General features: G+C 70.0%; 16 protein-coding genes. 5 read left to right on the top strand and 11 right to left on the bottom strand.

Annotated features, from left to right (window positions below; genetic code table 11):
* Window positions 1-38: 38 nt before the first annotated feature.
* Window positions 39-596 (bottom strand): pyridoxamine 5'-phosphate oxidase family protein, encoded by a 558-nt coding sequence (locus ACIBQ1_RS19420; RefSeq protein WP_397279182.1) that lies wholly within the window; start codon window positions 594-596, stop codon window positions 39-41.
* Window positions 597-721: 125 nt separating this feature from the next.
* Here ACIBQ1_RS19420 and ACIBQ1_RS19415 point away from each other — a divergent pair, with 125 nt between their 5' ends.
* Window positions 722-1,567 carry a universal stress protein gene (locus ACIBQ1_RS19415; protein ID WP_397279181.1) on the top strand — a complete coding sequence of 282 codons (846 nt, stop codon included), beginning with the start codon at window positions 722-724 and terminating at the stop codon, window positions 1,565-1,567.
* 42 nt (window positions 1,568-1,609) lie between these two features.
* Here ACIBQ1_RS19415 and ACIBQ1_RS19410 read toward each other — a convergent pair whose 3' ends face one another.
* Window positions 1,610-2,017, bottom strand: a complete 408-nt coding sequence (locus tag ACIBQ1_RS19410; protein ID WP_397279179.1) for a pyridoxamine 5'-phosphate oxidase family protein — start codon at window positions 2,015-2,017, stop codon at window positions 1,610-1,612.
* 229 nt (window positions 2,018-2,246) lie between these two features.
* Here ACIBQ1_RS19410 and ACIBQ1_RS19405 point away from each other — a divergent pair, with 229 nt between their 5' ends.
* Window positions 2,247-3,668, top strand: a complete 1,422-nt coding sequence (locus tag ACIBQ1_RS19405; RefSeq protein ID WP_397279178.1) for a wax ester/triacylglycerol synthase family O-acyltransferase — start codon at window positions 2,247-2,249, stop codon at window positions 3,666-3,668.
* Between the two features lie 176 nt (window positions 3,669-3,844).
* Here ACIBQ1_RS19405 and ACIBQ1_RS19400 read toward each other — a convergent pair whose 3' ends face one another.
* The 3 genes from ACIBQ1_RS19400 to ACIBQ1_RS19390 form a co-directional block, all read right to left on the bottom strand.
* Entirely contained in the window at window positions 3,845-4,024 is a 180-nt protein-coding gene (locus tag ACIBQ1_RS19400) for a hypothetical protein (RefSeq protein ID WP_397279176.1), read from the bottom strand.
* Window positions 4,025-4,166: 142 nt separating this feature from the next.
* Window positions 4,167-4,694 carry a hypothetical protein gene (locus tag ACIBQ1_RS19395; protein WP_397279174.1) on the bottom strand — a complete coding sequence of 176 codons (528 nt, stop codon included), beginning with the start codon at window positions 4,692-4,694 and terminating at the stop codon, window positions 4,167-4,169.
* A gap of 224 nt (window positions 4,695-4,918) precedes the next feature.
* The gene (locus ACIBQ1_RS19390) at window positions 4,919-6,613 is read right to left on the bottom strand and encodes a GAF domain-containing protein (RefSeq protein WP_397279172.1); all 1,695 of its coding nucleotides are present in this window, start codon (window positions 6,611-6,613) and stop codon (window positions 4,919-4,921) included.
* 200 nt (window positions 6,614-6,813) lie between these two features.
* Between ACIBQ1_RS19390 and ACIBQ1_RS19385 the strand changes: the two genes are divergently transcribed.
* Window positions 6,814-7,455 (top strand): response regulator, encoded by a 642-nt coding sequence (locus ACIBQ1_RS19385; RefSeq protein WP_397279170.1) that lies wholly within the window; start codon window positions 6,814-6,816, stop codon window positions 7,453-7,455.
* Window positions 7,456-7,591: 136 nt separating this feature from the next.
* Here the strand turns inward: ACIBQ1_RS19385 and ACIBQ1_RS19380 are convergent, their stop codons facing one another.
* Both ACIBQ1_RS19380 and ACIBQ1_RS19375 read right to left on the bottom strand, forming a co-directional pair.
* Entirely contained in the window at window positions 7,592-8,578 is a 987-nt protein-coding gene (locus ACIBQ1_RS19380; protein ID WP_397279168.1) for an FKBP-type peptidyl-prolyl cis-trans isomerase, read from the bottom strand.
* A gap of 172 nt (window positions 8,579-8,750) precedes the next feature.
* Complete coding sequence (locus ACIBQ1_RS19375) at window positions 8,751-9,170, bottom strand: hypothetical protein (protein ID WP_397279166.1); 420 nt, start codon at window positions 9,168-9,170, stop codon at window positions 8,751-8,753.
* A gap of 291 nt (window positions 9,171-9,461) precedes the next feature.
* On the opposite strand from ACIBQ1_RS19375, the gene ACIBQ1_RS19370 reads away from it, so the two are divergent.
* Entirely contained in the window at window positions 9,462-10,775 is a 1,314-nt protein-coding gene (locus tag ACIBQ1_RS19370) for an ATP-binding protein (RefSeq protein WP_397279164.1), read from the top strand.
* Window positions 10,776-11,028: 253 nt separating this feature from the next.
* A complete protein-coding gene (locus tag ACIBQ1_RS19365; protein ID WP_397279162.1) occupies window positions 11,029-12,144 on the top strand; it encodes a glycerophosphodiester phosphodiesterase in 1,116 nt (371 codons plus the stop codon).
* Here the strand turns inward: ACIBQ1_RS19365 and ACIBQ1_RS19360 are convergent.
* The 4 genes from ACIBQ1_RS19360 to ACIBQ1_RS19345 are packed head-to-tail and all read right to left on the bottom strand — an operon-like array spanning window position 12,093 to window position 15,449.
* Entirely contained in the window at window positions 12,093-13,259 is a 1,167-nt protein-coding gene (locus tag ACIBQ1_RS19360; RefSeq protein ID WP_397279161.1) for an aminotransferase class V-fold PLP-dependent enzyme, read from the bottom strand. The genes ACIBQ1_RS19365 and ACIBQ1_RS19360 overlap by 52 nt on opposite strands.
* Entirely contained in the window at window positions 13,256-13,993 is a 738-nt protein-coding gene (locus ACIBQ1_RS19355; protein ID WP_397279159.1) for an amino acid ABC transporter ATP-binding protein, read from the bottom strand. Before ACIBQ1_RS19355 ends, ACIBQ1_RS19360 begins: the two co-directional genes overlap by 4 nt.
* Window positions 13,990-14,637, bottom strand: coding sequence for an amino acid ABC transporter permease (locus tag ACIBQ1_RS19350; protein WP_397279158.1), 648 nt, complete (start codon window positions 14,635-14,637; stop codon window positions 13,990-13,992). The genes ACIBQ1_RS19355 and ACIBQ1_RS19350 overlap by 4 nt, the downstream gene beginning before the upstream one ends.
* Window positions 14,637-15,449, bottom strand: a complete 813-nt coding sequence (locus ACIBQ1_RS19345; RefSeq protein ID WP_397279156.1) for a transporter substrate-binding domain-containing protein — start codon at window positions 15,447-15,449, stop codon at window positions 14,637-14,639. The genes ACIBQ1_RS19350 and ACIBQ1_RS19345 overlap by 1 nt, the downstream gene beginning before the upstream one ends.
* Window positions 15,450-15,629 lie beyond the last annotated feature (180 nt).

Below are 15,629 nucleotides of genomic sequence, written 5' to 3'. Positions count from 1 at the left end.
CCTCCGGCACATCCCAGGCCGAGAACCGCCGAGAGTCCTCAGAGGCCGTGGATGCGGCGGCCGGTGATCCGGTGCGGCACGATGCGGATGTAGAGGTGACGCTCCCCGCCTGCCCATGGAGTGACGCCGGCCTGGGTGACCTTCTCCGCCTCGTCCTCGGACACGTGGTGAGCGGGACCCTGGATGAGGACGCTCCAGCCCTCCCGCTGGGCTTCGTCGATCCGGTCGACCTGGAAGCCGATCTTGATTTCCACCCCGGCCACGCCGGTGCGCAGGTCCTGGTCCATGGGGCCGCCGTGACTGGTGCGGAAAACGATGGCGCCGTCGTGGAGCTTGTAGTTCACGGGCAGCACCGTGGGTCCGTCCGGCCCGTTGAACGCCACCCGGCCGATGCCGCCGGGGGCGAGCAGCCGCAGGCACTCCCCGGGCTCGAGGACCTCCAAGGTCGGGCCGGCCGCGGCGGGGCCGGGGCCGGGGCCGGGCGGTTTCGCCCGGTCGGCGACCTGCTCAAGGCTGAGGCCGAGCCGGCCGCGATGGTAGCTGATGCGACGTCCGAAGTCGCCGTTGCCTGTCATGAGCGTGCCCTCCCTGGTCATGGGCATGAAGCTAGCCATCGGTCACGTCGGCCGACAGGGTCCTTCGGTCCTTGGCCGACCGACCTCCGGCCCTGCTGCGGACGAGGACGAGCGAGGTCCGATGGAATTGACGAAGGAGGCACATCATGATCGTCGTAGGAGTGGACGGCTCCGTGACCTCGCGGGCCGCGGTCGAATGGGCGGCCGACGACGCGTTCCGCATGCGGATGCCGCTGCGGATCGTGCACGCGGTGGACCGCTCGCCGTACCAGATCGGGAGGTACCCCGACGCCGCCGTGCCGGACATGCTGCTGCGTGCGGGACGCCGGATCCTGCGCGAGGCCGAGGCGCTCGTCCACGAGCGCCGGCCCACGGTCGAGGTCACGAGCCAGGACGTGGAGGGTTCGCCCGCCGCGGTTCTGCGCGAGCAGGCCGAGGGCGCCGTCGAGATCGTGGTCGGCACCCGCGGGCTGGGCGGGTTCGCCGGCGCCCTGCTCGGCTCCGTCAGCATGCACGTGGCGGGCCACGTGCACTGCCCCGTCGTGGTGGTGCCCGGGGAACACCGGCCGGTGCGCGGCGAGGTCGTGGTCGGGGTCGACGACTCGGCGGAATGCGAGCCCGCGCTGGCCTACGCCTTCGAACAGGCGAAGCTCCGCGCCGGCACGCTGCGGGTGGTGCATGCCTGGCAGCTGCCGGTGCACGCCTTCGCCCCGGAGATCAGCAGCTACGACATGGACGAGGTCCGTACGGCGCAGCACCAGGTCGTCCGCGATCGGGTGGCGATCTTCAGCGAGGACTACCCCGAGGTGAAGGTCCTGGAGGACGTCCAGTCCGCGCATCCTGTCAACGCCCTCACCGACGCCTCCGAACGCGCGGACCTGCTCGTGGTGGGTTCGCATGGGCGAGGAGCCCTGGGCTCGATGCTGCTCGGCTCGGTCAGCCGGGCCGTCCTGCACCACACCCGCTGCCCGGTGGCCGTCGTCCGGGCCTGAACGCCAGGACCTTGGGCCCAGGTGCACGGTGGACCTGCCGGATCAGGCGGGGATCCGGCGGCCGGACACCTGCTCGGCGTCGATCACGATGTAGTGGTCCCGGCTGCCCGGTGCCCAGATGGGCAGAGGTAACGCCGCCAGCCGGTCCATCTCGTCCGGGTCGGTCACGGCCCGCGCGTGCCCCACCGCGGTGACGGACCAGCCGGTACGCAGCTCTGGATCGAACTCGTCGGCCTCGAAGGCCACCACGGCACGGCGGGTGGCGGCGGCCAGCTTGGACCCGGTCGAGGTCCGGATCACGATGGAATGGCCGTCGAGGTGGAAGTTGACCGGCTGCACGGCCGGCAGAGCGTGATCGGTGAACACGATCCGACCGATCGGAGTGGTGGACAACAAGCCGAGACACTCCTCGCGGGAGAGCACCTGAAGTCCGGACGAGTCGAGCTGCATCCCCTCAACATCGCCGCGGGTGGCGGCTCCGCGTTAGAGGCGAAAGTCCTTCATCTTCGCCGATCCGCCTGTGGCGGCGCAGGGCGAGGTCCGGCGCGCGAACTCGGCGGGCATGACGTCATGGGTGCTCCGCCGCAGGTCGTTGGGCCCGTCCGCGAGGGACCTACGGCCCTTGGGCGGTACGGGCGCGCGGGGTGCGATGGGAGGAGAGGAGGCTTGAGGTGGAAACATGCGGCAGCTCAGCGCGCTGGACGCGCAGTTCCTCAACTTCGAGACCGCCACCAACGTGGCCAACGTCGGCGGGCTCAGCGTGCTGGCCAGGGACCTGCCGAAGGAGAAGGTCCTGGACAGGCTGGCGGAGCGGATGGCAGGGGTGCCGCAGCTACGGCAACGGCTGGTCTGCGTGCCTTTCGGTCTCGACCATCCGTACTGGGCCGACAGCGACGAGGTCGACCTGGACCAGCACGTCCGGGAGCTCACGCTCACGCCTCCCGGCGACGACAGGCAGCTGGCCGGGCGGGTGGCCCGGCTGCACGAGCGGCGGCTGGACCGGACCCGCCCGCTGTGGGAGATGTACGTGATCCACGGCCTGGCCGGCGGCCGGTGCGCCCTTTACACCAAGGTCCACCACGCCGCCGTCGACGGGCTGACCGGGGCAGAGGTGCTGGCCGCGCTCATGGACCCCACCCCCGGGACGGTCACGGGCGAGCCGGAGGCCGCTCCAGGGCTGTGGCGCATGCTGGCCAGGAGCGCCTGGCACCTCGCCGCCAACCCCGCGCACCTGCTGAGGTTCGCGGGTGAGGCACTGCCGGTGCTGGACCAGCTCCCCTTCTTCTCACGGCTGCCCGGCGCGAGAGGCCTGTCGCGGCTGATGCGCCGCGAGCCCCTGCCCGAGCTGCCGGACTTCTCCGCTCCGCATACCCCGCTGAGCGGTCCGGTCTCGTCCCGTCGCCGCTATGCCTTCGTCGAGCTGTCGTTGACGGACGTCAAGCGTGTGAAGAACGCCTTCGGCGTCACGGTGAACGACGTCGTGATGGCGCTGGCGGCCTCCGCGTTGCGGCGCTGGCTGATGGAGCACAAGGCGTTGCCGGAGGTTCCCCTTGTCGCGGGTGTGCCGTTCTCCGTGCGCAGACAGGTGGGCACGGATGAGGGCAACCAGGTCAGCATCATGATCACGCAGCTGCCCACGCACGTGGCGGATGCCCGTCAGCGGCTCGAAGCCGTGAGCGAGGCGATGCGGCAGATCAAGGAACGGTTCGCCCTGACGCCGGCCCGCTTGCTGCGGGACCTGAGCGAGAGCCTGCCCGCCGCGCTGAACGGCCTGGCCGACCGCGCCGCGCTCGATCTGGTGGGCCGGACCGCGCCACCCATCAACGTGATCGTTTCCAACGTTCCCGGGCCGCAGTTCCCGTTGCGGATCGCCGGGGTCAGGCTGCTGTCGCACTACCCGGTGTCCGGGGTCACCGATGTGAGCGGCGGCCTGAACATCACGGCCTTCTCCTACAACGGCCGCCTCGACGTCGGGATCACCGCATGCCGGGAGCTGGTGCCCGATGCAGGGGCGTTCTCCGGCTACCTTCGCGAGGCCCTCGACGAGCTCAAACGCCGAAGGCGGGACACGGCCGGAAGCCGCGGCCACGCCGCCGGGTAGCCGCGCCGTCCCGGCATCAGAGCGGTGGCACCGGCGCGGGAAGTCGCCGGTGCCGGTCCCGGCCTCACGACGCGAACGCTTCCAGCGCCAGGCAGGCGCCCGGCGGGCTTCGGCCCGCCGGGCGCGACCGTCCGAGCTGCGGGCCGGGTCGCCCGTGGCCGGCACGCGGTGGAGCGCTAGACGCTGGGTACCTGGCCGGCCGCGGTCCGGAGAAGCTTCTCCACGGCCAGTACGAGCGCCAGGTTCGCCGCGGTCAGAGAGCAGACCTGCTCTTCCAGATCAGAGACTCGCTTCTTCAAGGCCACCAGCTCGGCGTCGAGCGCCGACGACTCCATGAGCCTCCGCCCACCCATCATGATGCCTTCCCCTCCTTGAGAACGGACGCGCTCATCGTGGCCGCCGGTGCGCGTCGCCGTGCAGCGGCGAACGTCCCCGGACGGCGGGACCAATGTCACTGCCCGCCTCCGGTGACCGGAGGCGGGCGTGTGACGGTCGGCGCTACTTCAGCCAGGGGGTGCGCTGGACGATCGGCAGGTTGCCGAGTCCGAACGTGGTGCCCGTGCCGGCGAGGGCGAGCCCGATGAGCACGATCGAGTAGACGATGTGCTCGTCCATGAACGGGTTGTTGGCCGGCGGCAGCTCGGCCGCCCACATGAGGACCAGCGTCAGCGTGCCGGCGCCGGCGGCGACGCGGGTGCCGATGCCCAGGACCAGCGCCAGGCCGATGCCCAGCAGGCCGGCCATGAACAGCCAGTCCACCCAGGCCTGTCCGGCGAGGGAGCCGAAGAAGCCGCCGAGCGCGTTCTCGCCGGTGCCCTTGAGGAAGCCGGTCGTGGGGCTGCCGCCCTCGATCCAGGCGCGGTCGGCGGGAGTGGCGAAGCCCCAGCCGAAGGCCTTGTCCAGGAACGCCCACAGGAAGATCCAGCCGATCGAGATCCGGGCGACCGCCCAGACGTGGTCGACCGGATGCTTGCCGGCGGGGGCGGCGGCGGTCTGCCTGGCGGGCGTGTTGACGGTGGCGGCCATGACGGCCCCTTTCGCTGCGGATGCGTCGTCCCTTTCGCACCTCAAGCACACCGTCTGCGGCTGTTGAGAAGCAGTGCCGTACGGCCCTTCAGCGTCAGGACCTTCGTCCCGTCCGGGCGCGGGGAGGCGGTCGTCGGTCTGCTCGGTGGCGGCGTTCCAGGCCCGGATGGTGGTGTCGAAGGCGGCCTGCAGCCCGTCGCCACGGACAGGTGCCGGGCCCGATCTCACAGCGGGATCTGCCAGCGCAGCCGTGTGCCCCCCTTGTCGGGCGTCTCCAGCTTCGCGGCCCCGCCCAGCCGGGTGGCACGTTCCTCGATGTTGCGCAGGCCGCTGCGGCGTCCCGTCTCTCCCAGGCCGATGCCGTTGTCCGTGACCACCAGCACGAGCTCGCGGCCCGCGACCTCGACCAGGACGTCGGCGCGGGTCGAGCGGGAGTGGCGGACCACGTTGGACAGGGCCTCGCGTAACACGGCCAGCAGGTGCTCGGCGAGCGGTTCGGGCACCAGGGTGTCGATCTGCCCTTCCATGCGCAGGCCCGGCATGAAGCCCAGATGGCCGCCGGCGCCCTCCACCAGCTCCACGATCTGCCCACGCAGACTGGGCGCGGCCTGCCCGCTCGAACCTTGCAGCGCGAAGATGGACGAGCGGATCTGCCGGATCGTCTCGTCCAGCTCGTCGATCGCGTACTGGACCCGTTTGGCCGCCTCCGGCCGCTCGACCAGCCGCATCGTGCTCATCAACGTCATCGCCGTCGCGAACAGCCGCTGGATGACCACATCATGCAGATCCTTGGCGATGCGGTCCCGGTCCTCCAGCAGGCCCAGCCGCTCGGCGTCTTTGCGTGCCTCGGCCAGCTCCAGCGCGATCGCCGCCTGACCCGCGAACGCCTGCAGCATCTGCTGATCCGCCCCGCTGAACGGCAGCCGCCCGCTCCGCTTGGCCAGCACCAGCACCCCGCGTACCTCCGGAGCCGTCCCCAGGGGCACCATCATCCCGGACCCGTACTCCGGCCGGCGCAGCGGCGAGTCAGGGTACGGTGCGCTCTGCATGTCCACATCGGAAAGCGGATCACCCTTGGCGAACACGTCTCCCGCGAGCGTGGCCGACACCTCGAAAGCCGTGCCCAGCAGTTCGTGGGCCCCCTCCCCCTCCACGACCTCGGCGATCAGCAGCTGTCCCGACGGGTTCGGCAGCAGCACTTGGACCAGGTCCGCGTCGCTCATCTCGCGGGCGCGAGCCGCCACCACGCTCAGCACCTGCTGCGGGTCGGCACCCGAGAGCAGGTTCGTGGTGACCTCCGAGGAGGCTTGCAGCCAGGTCTCACGCCGCCGCGACATCTCATACAGCCGGGCGTTCTCCACGGCGACGCCGGCTGCGGTGGCCAGCGCTATCACGACGGCCTCGTCCTCCTCGTCGAACTCGCCGCCGCCACGTTTCTCGGTCAGGTAGAGGTTGCCGAAAACCTCGTCCCGCACCCGTACCGGGACGCCGAGAAACGTCCCCATCGGCGGGTGGCCCGGCGGGAAGCCGTACGACTCGGGATGGTCGGAGATGCGGCCCAGCCTGAGCGGCCGCGCGTCCTTGATCAGCAGGCCGAGCAGGCCCAGGCCGTGCGGCCAGTGCTCGATCCTGGCGATCTCCTCCTCGGTCAGTCCCACCGGGATGAACTGGAGAAGCGTGTCCTCGTGGCCCACCACGCCCAGTGCGCCGTAGCTGGCGTCCACCAGCTTGGTCGCGGTCTCCACGATGCGGCGCAGCACCGTCTCCAGGTCGAGGTCACTGCCCACCGACACCACGGCTTCGAGCAGCGCGTGCACCCGGTCCCGGGTGGCCAGCACGGCGCTGAGCCGTACCTGCAGCTCGGCCAGCAGATCATCGAGCCGCATCTGCGGTATCAACGGGCGGTGCTCGCTTTCCATATCGATCAGTCTCGCACCGCGTGACAACGCCGCCTACCCTCCGTCGGCGAGTGCGGGCGGGCGCCTCCCGGAGAGTTGCCGCGTTCCAGAAGTCAGGGTCTCCGAGGCCTTTCGTCCCTGCGAATCCGCCTTCGGGAGAAGCGGGCAGCTTGGGACTTTGGCCTCTTTGTGCTCCTGGATCGTGTGGCTAACGTCGGGGCATGATTCGTGTGTTCCTCCTTGACGACCATGAGGTCGTACGGCGCGGGGTCGCCGCGCTGCTGGACTCCGAGGACGACTTAGAGGTCATCGGAGAGGCGGGAACCGCCGAGTCGGCCATCGCCCGCATCCCCGCGCTGAAGCCGGATGTGGCGGTGCTGGACGTGCGGCTGCAGGACGGCAGCGGCGTGGACGTCTGCCGGGAGGTGCGCTCGCGGCTGCCGGAGCTGGCGTGCCTGATGCTGACGTCGTTCGCCGATGACGACGCGCTGTTCGACGCGGTGATGGCGGGGGCCTCCGGCTACGTGCTCAAGCAGATCCACGGCTCCGACCTGGTCGGCGCGGTCCGCACCGTCGCCTCCGGGCAGTCGCTGCTCGACCCGCGGACCACCGCCGCCATGCTGCAACGGCTGCGCGAGCAGGCCGCCCGCAAGGACCCCCTCGCCGCGCTGACGGAGCAGGAGCGGCACATCCTCGACCTGATCGGCGAGGGGCTGACCAACCGGCAGATCGGCGAACGGATGTTCCTGGCGGAGAAGACGGTCAAGAACTACGTCTCCAACCTGCTGGCCAAGCTCAGCATGCAGCGCCGCACCCAGGCCGCCGCCCTCTCCGCCCGGCTCCGTGACGACCGGCGCGGCTGACCCGGGCAGACGGGCCGCCGTGTGGAGTCAGTCTCCGTGCAGGCCGTCCGGTCCTCGGACCTGTCGGCCGGGCGACGGAGGGGCGCCGGGCACGCGGAACCCGAGCGGCCGAGGCGATCCTCGGCCTCGCGGGCTCTCAGTACGCGCCCAGGATGTCGATGACGAAGACCACGGTGTCGTCGTCCTTGACCCCCGCCGCCTCCGGGGCCTTCTTGCCGTACCCGTCCTTGGGCGGGATGACCAGCAGCACCCGGCTGCCGACCTTCTTGCCGGTGAGCCCTTCGAGGATGCCGGGAATCGTGCCGGTCAGTGACGACAGCGGCGCCACCTCTCCCCTGTTCCAGGAGGAGTCGAAGACCTTTCCGCCCCGCCAGATCTGCCCCTGATAGTGGGTGATCAGCATCTGGTCCGCGCGGATGGCCGGACCGTCTCCCTCGATCAAGGTCTCCGCCCGCAGTTCGCCAGGAGGATCCGACGCCGGGATCGCCACCGCCGGAGCCCCTCCCGCGGTCCCTGCCGTAACCTGCGGGAGGGACGGGTCCGCCGGGCGAGCACGGCCGGTCGCGGAGGCGGTCTTCGGGTAGGTGGCGAGCAGGTCGACGACATAGACGAGCGTGTCGGCGCCGGTCACCCCGGTCTCCGCGTTACCGGCGGCACCGTAGCCGTCCTTGGGGGGAATCGTCATCACCACCCGGCTGCCGATCTTCTTGCCGAGGAGGCTCCTGTCCAGGCCGGGGATGAGCTCTCCGATCCGCATCACCGCGGGCTTGCCTCGATCATGGCTGTTGTCGAGCTCTTTGTGAGAGGCGCCGGCCCAGGTGTAGCTTGCGAACTGGACGACGGCCAGGTCTCCCTGGCCCACGGCCGCGCCGTTGCCCGCGATCACGGTCACGGCTTTGAGGTCCTCGCCCGGCTGGCCTCCTTCGGCGAAGGTCACCTGCGGCCGCTCGCCGAAAGCCCCGGTGACCGTCAAAGGGTCCTTTCCGGGGAGCAGGTAGAGCGTGGCCCCTGCGACGAGCGCCAGAAGGGCCACCACCCCGCCCGCCAGGACGATCAGTCTTCTCGAACGCCTGCCTTCCGGGTGGCCGACCACCGCCCTCGGCCGCCCGGCGCTCCCCCGCACGCCGGAGGAAGATGTGACTTCAGCGAGGTGCCCCATCAGGCCCGATCCCCTCCCACGGTTGGCCGATCATCGAGAGCTACGCATCGTCGCCACCGGTGGTTCAACCAGGCACCCTCGGCTCTGGAGGCCAGGCGCCCTCGGCGCTGGAGGATCGCCCGAGCGCGACCGGGTCTCAGGCACCGGACGGAGTGGCGCTGCTGCCTATCTGCAGTTCGCCGCCCAAGGTCTTGCGCAACGTCTCCAGGACGGCGGGCGCGGCCGAGACGACCCAGCGGCGTCCGACGAGGTGGGAGCCGCCGTACATCTGCGCGTAATCCAGCCAGTCGCGCCTGCCCTGTTCCGTCGTGAAGCTCGTGACCACGTAGTTGCCGTCAGCCGTCCTGCACACCCCCTCGCGCAGCTCGGCCGCCTTGGTCCGCATGGCGGGCTTGCACCCGACCTTCGCGGCGAGTTCCTCGGCGCTCAGGACGGCCTCCTGGTAGCGGCCGGCCGCAGGGCTTGCCATGGCCACGGGCCGGGCCTCCGAACCGCACCCGGCGACCAGGACGAGCGCGGCCAGAGCGCCGATGACACCTTGCGATGGACCTGACATGGCGAACCCTCCCACAAGCGATCGATGGGAGGTACGCCCGGCACCATGCCCGCAGTTCAGTCAGGAACGAGGATTGTCTACACGGCATAGAAGCTCCTTCCGGTTTTCGCGAAATCCTCTTCCTCCGGGGCCTTCCTCGCCGACCGGCGATCCGGCATAGGTAAAGGTCAACGGCGATTCTTTTGCGAATCCTCGCTCCGGGTAGGTGTCACGGAGAGTGACACGGGGGATCGAATGGCGGCACGGCTGTTTCCGCGCTCGATCCGAGCGCGCGTGACCACGCTCGCGATCTTGATAGCAGCGTTGGTCTTCACCGTCACGTCCACCATCGCTCTGGCCACTGTGCCGGCCAACCTGCGCGGACTCGTGCATACCAGGGTGGAACTGGCCGTACACAAGGTCGCCGACCAATCCCATGTCAGCCGCCTTCCGGCGAAGCTGGAAACGCCGTCGCACGTGCATCTGCTGCAGGTGGTCTCCGAGAACGGCAAGGTGCTTGCCGCCTCCCCCGATCCGCACGGGGCCTCGCCCGTGATGACCCTCCAGGCGGACGAGCGCGAGAGAATCCACATCGCCGAGCGCCGGCTGCCGCCCGTCCGGGGGGAGAACGGGGGCGAGTACCTCGTGATGGCCAGGCCTGTGCACACGCCGCAGGGCCGTGCCACGGTGTACGGTGTGGCCTCGCTCGCCGAGGTCAACCGGGCGCTGGCGTGGCTCCACGTGCTGGTGTTCCTCGGCGGCCCGCTGATGCTGGTGATGGTCGGCGCGACGACGCGGGCGGTGGTCGGGCTCGCCCTGCGCCCGGTCGAGCGCATCCGCGCGGAGCTGGCCGAGATCACCGGCCAGGACTTCGGCAGGCGCGTACGCGTACCCGACACCGGCGACGAGATCGCCGACCTGGCTGCCACCACGAACCAAACGCTCGACCGTCTCGAACGCTCCGCCGAGTCCCAGCGCCGCTTCGTCGCCGACGCCTCCCACGAGCTGCGCAGCCCCCTCTCAGCCCTGCACGCCCAGCTGGAGGTCGCCAACGCCTACCCGGACGAAACAGACTGGCGGGCCACGGGCGCGCAGGCGCTGGCCGCCGCCGACCGCCTCACCGGCATCATCGACGAGCTCATGATGCTGGCCCGGCTGGACGCCGGCGCGGTCGTGCAGCGCCGCGTGGTGGACATGTGCCGGGTGGCCCAGGAGCAGGTGCGTCGCCGAGAAGGCTCCAGGGCCCGCATCGTCATCAAGCCGTGCACGCCTGCCCCGGTGTACGGCTCGCCGATCCAGCTCGACCGCATGCTGACGAACCTCCTCGACAACGCCACCCGACACGCCGCCACCAGGATCGACCTCTCGGTCGAGGTGGCGGGCGACAAGGTGATCGTGACCGTGGCGGACGACGGTGACGGCATCCCGCCACAGGACAGGGAACGAATCTTCGAACGCTTCACCCGCCTGGACGACGCACGGACCAAGGACAAGGAGGGCAGCGGTCTCGGCCTGTCCCTGTCGCGCGAGATCGCCACCGCCCATGGCGGCACCCTCACCGTCGCCGGCCACCGGCCCGGCACCCAGTTCGTCGCCGTCCTGCCGCTGTACGAGGGAGAGCCGTAGCCTCCCTCGCGGCACCGGCCCACCGCGACAAGGCGTGTCCCCTCTTCGCGGTGCCCGCATACCCGAGTGGCGGGTTCTCACAGCAGGGCTGTTTTACCTCTACAGATGAACATCTGGTCAGATGTTTGAACTCTATGCAATCAGTCAACTACTCTCAGTGTCAATTCTTGATGGTCAGAAAGGGGCTGTCCATGAGAACCGTCCACGCACAAGCATCGCCTCTGCTACGACCCCGACCATGGGATGACGTCTCATGAGCGTCTCACCCCGTCCCCGCCGGCACCGTTCGGCCGGAGACGGCACCCCCGATGCGCCTCCTTGGCGGCACCCGCGGCCGGCCCGCGCGTGGTGGCGGCCCGCCGCGGCAGCCGTGCTCACCGTGTTCACGTTGATCCCCGTCACGGCCGTCCCCGCCGGCGCCGTCCGGGCGGGCGGCCGGTGCCGCACGCCCGGCCTGATCGCCCATCGCGGCTATCCCCTCCCGGGGTCGGAGAACACGCTCACCTCGCTGCGCCGGGCGCTGGCCGCGGGTGCCCGGCAGGTGGAGATCGACATCCGGTTCACCAAAGATCATCAACCGGTGCTCATGCATGACGCCACGCTGAATCGCTCCACGAACGGCAGCGGCCTGGTGGCCACCTCGACCCTGGCCCGGATGCGCACGTTGCGTGGCGGTGACGGACTCGCGCCGCCCACCTTGGCGCAGGCGCTGGGCGTGCTGCGCGGCCGCGCCGACCTGGTGCTGATCGAGCTGAAAAGCGTCCCGGACGAGGCCGACAGCCAAGCTCTCGCCGCCGTCTATCACCGTTATCGCCCCTATCGCTGGACGGCGCTGACCTCGTTTCTCCCCGCTGCGCTGGCGCGAGTGTCCTTCCTGCCGGTCGCCCGGGGGCTGGTGGCCCGCACCCCGCCCTCCCCCGCCCAGGCCCGGCGCTACGCCTTCGTCGCCGTCCGCCACGACCGGCTCTCCCGCTCACAAGTGCGCCGGTACCACTCCGCCGGAGTGCCCGTCTACGCCTGGACCCCCAACACGCCCGCGACCTGGCGGCGCCTGGCCGGATATGGCGTCGACCGCATCATCACCGATCGAAGCGCCCAGTATTCGAGCTGGGCAAGCAGCAAATGCCCCAAAACCCGGCAACCCTCCGCCACCCCGCCCGGCGAAAACGTAGCGCACGGCCACGCGGCGGCCGTCGGCGACCCCGTCCCGCTTCCGGGCCGAACGTCCGGCCGCGGCCGGACGTTCGGCCTGCTGACGGCCGCCATCAGCGCTGTCCCCGCACCGCCGGGCCCGCACCGATGGCCGCCGCGGCGAGGTCAATCCGCCAGTTCCTCAAGGAGCCGGTCCATCTCCTCCTCGGTGTTGTAGTAGTGGACGGAAGCCCTCACCACCGAGGCCAGCCCGCGATCGGTCATGTCCAGGAGCGTCGAAGGCGCGCGTGAGACGCTGACGTTGATCGATCGACCGGCCAACCGGTCTTTGACCTCATCGGCGGGTATTCCGTCGAAAGTGAAGGTGACGATGCCGCACTGCTCAATCCCTTGATCACGGATCCGGCAGCCGGGGATCGCCGCCAGCCGTGCGCGCAGCAGGCCGGCAAGGGCGTAGACGCGATCACGGATATGGGCCAGGCCCCAGCCGAGAGCCTCGTCGATGGCCGCGCCGAGGCCGAGCCGGGCGGCCACGCCGTACTCCCAGTTCTCGAACCTGCGCGCCCCCGGCCGCACCTCATAGCGACCCGAGGCGACCCAGCGAGCCCCGTGCAGGTCGAGGAAGGGCGGGTCGAGCCGGTCCAGCGCGGATTGCCGTACGTAGAGCAGGCCCGTGCCGCGCGGGGCCCGCAGATACTTGCGGCCGGTGGTGGACAGCAGGTCGCAGCCGAGCTCGGCGACGTCGACCGGGAACTGGCCCACCGACTGGCAGGCGTCCAGCAGGAACAGCGCCCCGGACTCCGCCGCGACCTTGCCCACCTCGGCGGCGGGGTTGACCAGGCCGCCGTTGGTCGGGACGTGCGTGATCGAGATGAGCCGGACACGATCGTCGATCATCTCGCGCAGGGCCTCGACGGAGATCTGGCCGAGCCCGTCGTTGGGCACCACGTCCACCTGAACCCCGAAGCGCTCGGCGACCTGGAGGTAGGCGATGAAGTTGCTGGCGTACTCCGCCTTGCTGGTGAGGATGCGGTCGCCGGCCCGCCACGGCAGGGCGTAGAAGGCCAGGTCCCACGCCCGAGTGGCACTGTCGACCAGCGCGATCTCGTGCGGCGCGCAGTTGAGCAGCCGTGCCGCGGAGTCATGGACGGCGGCGAGCCGGTCCGCCGCCCGCGCCGCCGCCTCGTAGCCGCCCATCTCGCCTTCCAGGCGCAGATGGCCGACGACGGTGTCGAGCACTCCGCTGGACGGCAGGGCGGAGCCGGCGTTGTTGAAGTGAGCGACATGCCCGGTTCCAGGGGTCTGGGCGCGGGCGAGCGCGACGTCGATCACGAGGCCACCAGCCGCAGGAACGCCCTCACCCGGGGATGATCCGGCGCGGTGAAGAAGCTCGTCGGCGGCCCCTGCTCGATCACCGTCCCGCCGTCCACGAACACGACCCGGTCGGCCACCTCCCGGGCGAAGGCGGTCTCGTGCGTCACCACCACCATCGTCATCCCCTCCCGCGCGAGCTCGCGCATCACCTGGAGCACCTCCGCGTGCAGTTCGGGATCGAGCGCCGAGGTGGGCTCGTCGAACAGGATCACCTCGGGCTCCATCGCCAGCGCCCTGGCGATGGCGACCCGCTGTTTCTGCCCGCCCGACAGCTTGGCCGGGTAGCAGTCGCACTTGTCCGCCAGCCCCACCCGGGCCAGCAGCTCCCGCCCGCGAGCCGCCGCCTCACCCCGCGGGACCCGTCGTACGGAGACCGGGCCCTCCATGACGTTCTGCAGGGCAGTCAGGTGCGGGAACAGGTTGAACTGCTGGAAGACCATCGCGGTGCGGCGGCGCAGCTCCCTGACCTGCCTGGCCGGAAGACGGGCCCCGCAGCTCACCTCGGTGCCGCACACGCCGATCGTGCCCCGCTCCGGCTCCTCCAGCAGGTTCAGGCAGCGGATCAGGGTGGTCTTGCCCGAGCCCGACGGGCCCATGATCACCACCACCTCGCCCCGCTCGACGTCCAGATCGACGCCCTTGAGCACTTCCAGGTCGCCGAATCGTTTGTGCAGTCCGCGAACGCTGATCATGCGTAGGCCCTTCGCATCCGCCGCTCCAGTGCCTGCTGCCCGATCTGCAGCAGGGTGTTGACCATCCAGTACAGGGCTCCGACCAGCAGCAGGGCCTCCATGTAGCGGAAGGTCGAGGTGCCGATCCCCTCGGCCACCCGGGTCAGCTCGACCACGGTCACCGCGGACGCGAGCGAGGTGTCCTTCATCAGCGCCACGAACCTGCCGCCGACGGCCGGAGTGGCGATCCTGATCGCCTGCGGGAAGATGATCCTGCGCAGGGTCCTCCAGTACGGCATGGCCATCGAGGCCGCCGCCTCCCACTGCCCCTTGTCGACGCCGAGCACCCCTGCGCGGAAGTTCTCGCTCAGGTAGGCAGCACTGAACAGGGTGAACGCCACGATCGCCGACGGGATGGGCGGGATCTCCAACCCGATCTGCGGCAACCCGAAGTAGATGATCATGATCTGGATGAGCAGCGGCGTGCCCCTGAAGACCGACACGTAGGCCGCGGCGAGGGCGCGCAGCAGGCGGCTGTCGGAGATGCGGGCGAGCATCACGAGTGCGCCCAGCGCGCTGCCGAGGACGAACGAGACCACACCCAGCACGATCGTGAGCGCGAGCCCGGTGAGGAGGTCGGGCAGGAAGTCGACGAGGAGGTCCATCAGATCTTCCCCAGCTCGGCCGCCATGTCCAGGCCGCCGAGCCACTTCTTCGAGATCGCGCTCAGCGTCCCGTCGGAGATCATGTCACTCAGGGCCTTGTCCACGGCCTGCTTGAAGCCGGTCGCCCCCTTGGCGAAGGAGATCCCGTTGACCTCCGACTCCAGCAACGGGCCCGCCGGCCTGACCGCCAGACCGTTCTTCTGCGCCAGGAACGCGCCCTGGAAGCGGGAGACCAGGACGGCGTCCGCCCGGCCCCTGCCGACCTCGGTCAGGCCCAGCGTGGCGTTGTCGTACGTCTTGACGTCGGCGTCCGGGATCGACTTCTTCGCGAACGCGGCCTGGGTGGTGCCCGCGGTGACCGCGAGCTTCTTGCCCTTGAGGTCCGCCACGCCGTTGATGGACGTGTCGGCATTGGCCACGAAGATCGAGATCCCGTTCACCTGGTACGGGCGGGAGAAGTCGACCTGCTTCTTGCGCTCGTCGGTGATGGTCTGACCGGCGATCACCGCGTCGAACCTGCCGGCCTGAACCCCGGCGATGAAACTCTGGAAGTTCGACGCGACGAACTCCACCTTGGCGATCCCGAGCCGCTTGGCCAGCTCGTTGGCCACGTCCACGTCGTAGCCGGCGGGCTTGCCGTTCTCCAGGAAGTTCCACGGCGGGTTCGCCTGGGTCTGCGCCACCCGGATGACACCCGCGGCCTTGACTCTCTCCAGGAGATCGCCGCTCTTGGCCTGCGCGCCGCAGGCGGTCAGGGCTGTCGCCGTGGCGGCGATCACCACCAGCCGAAGGATCGAATTACAGTCAGCCACCGCCGGTGCCTCCTTCTCGCGCATGATGCGCGGCTTGCCGGTCGGTCGTGAGCCCCCGATGCCCAAAAGGACACCTCAAGACCTACATAGTCACATCTGTTCATATGACTAGTTGTTAGCAAGAGAGTGCATCGGCGGAACCGTATCCGTCAAGAGGCATTTTGACAGTAACAGCGCAGG

Source organism: Nonomuraea sp. NPDC050153, from assembly GCF_044460125.1.
In the GTDB taxonomy this organism is placed as follows: domain Bacteria; phylum Actinomycetota; class Actinomycetes; order Streptosporangiales; family Streptosporangiaceae; genus Nonomuraea.
Note: the sequence above shows the minus strand (reverse complement) of the source record. Positions and strands in the feature narration are given on the sequence as shown.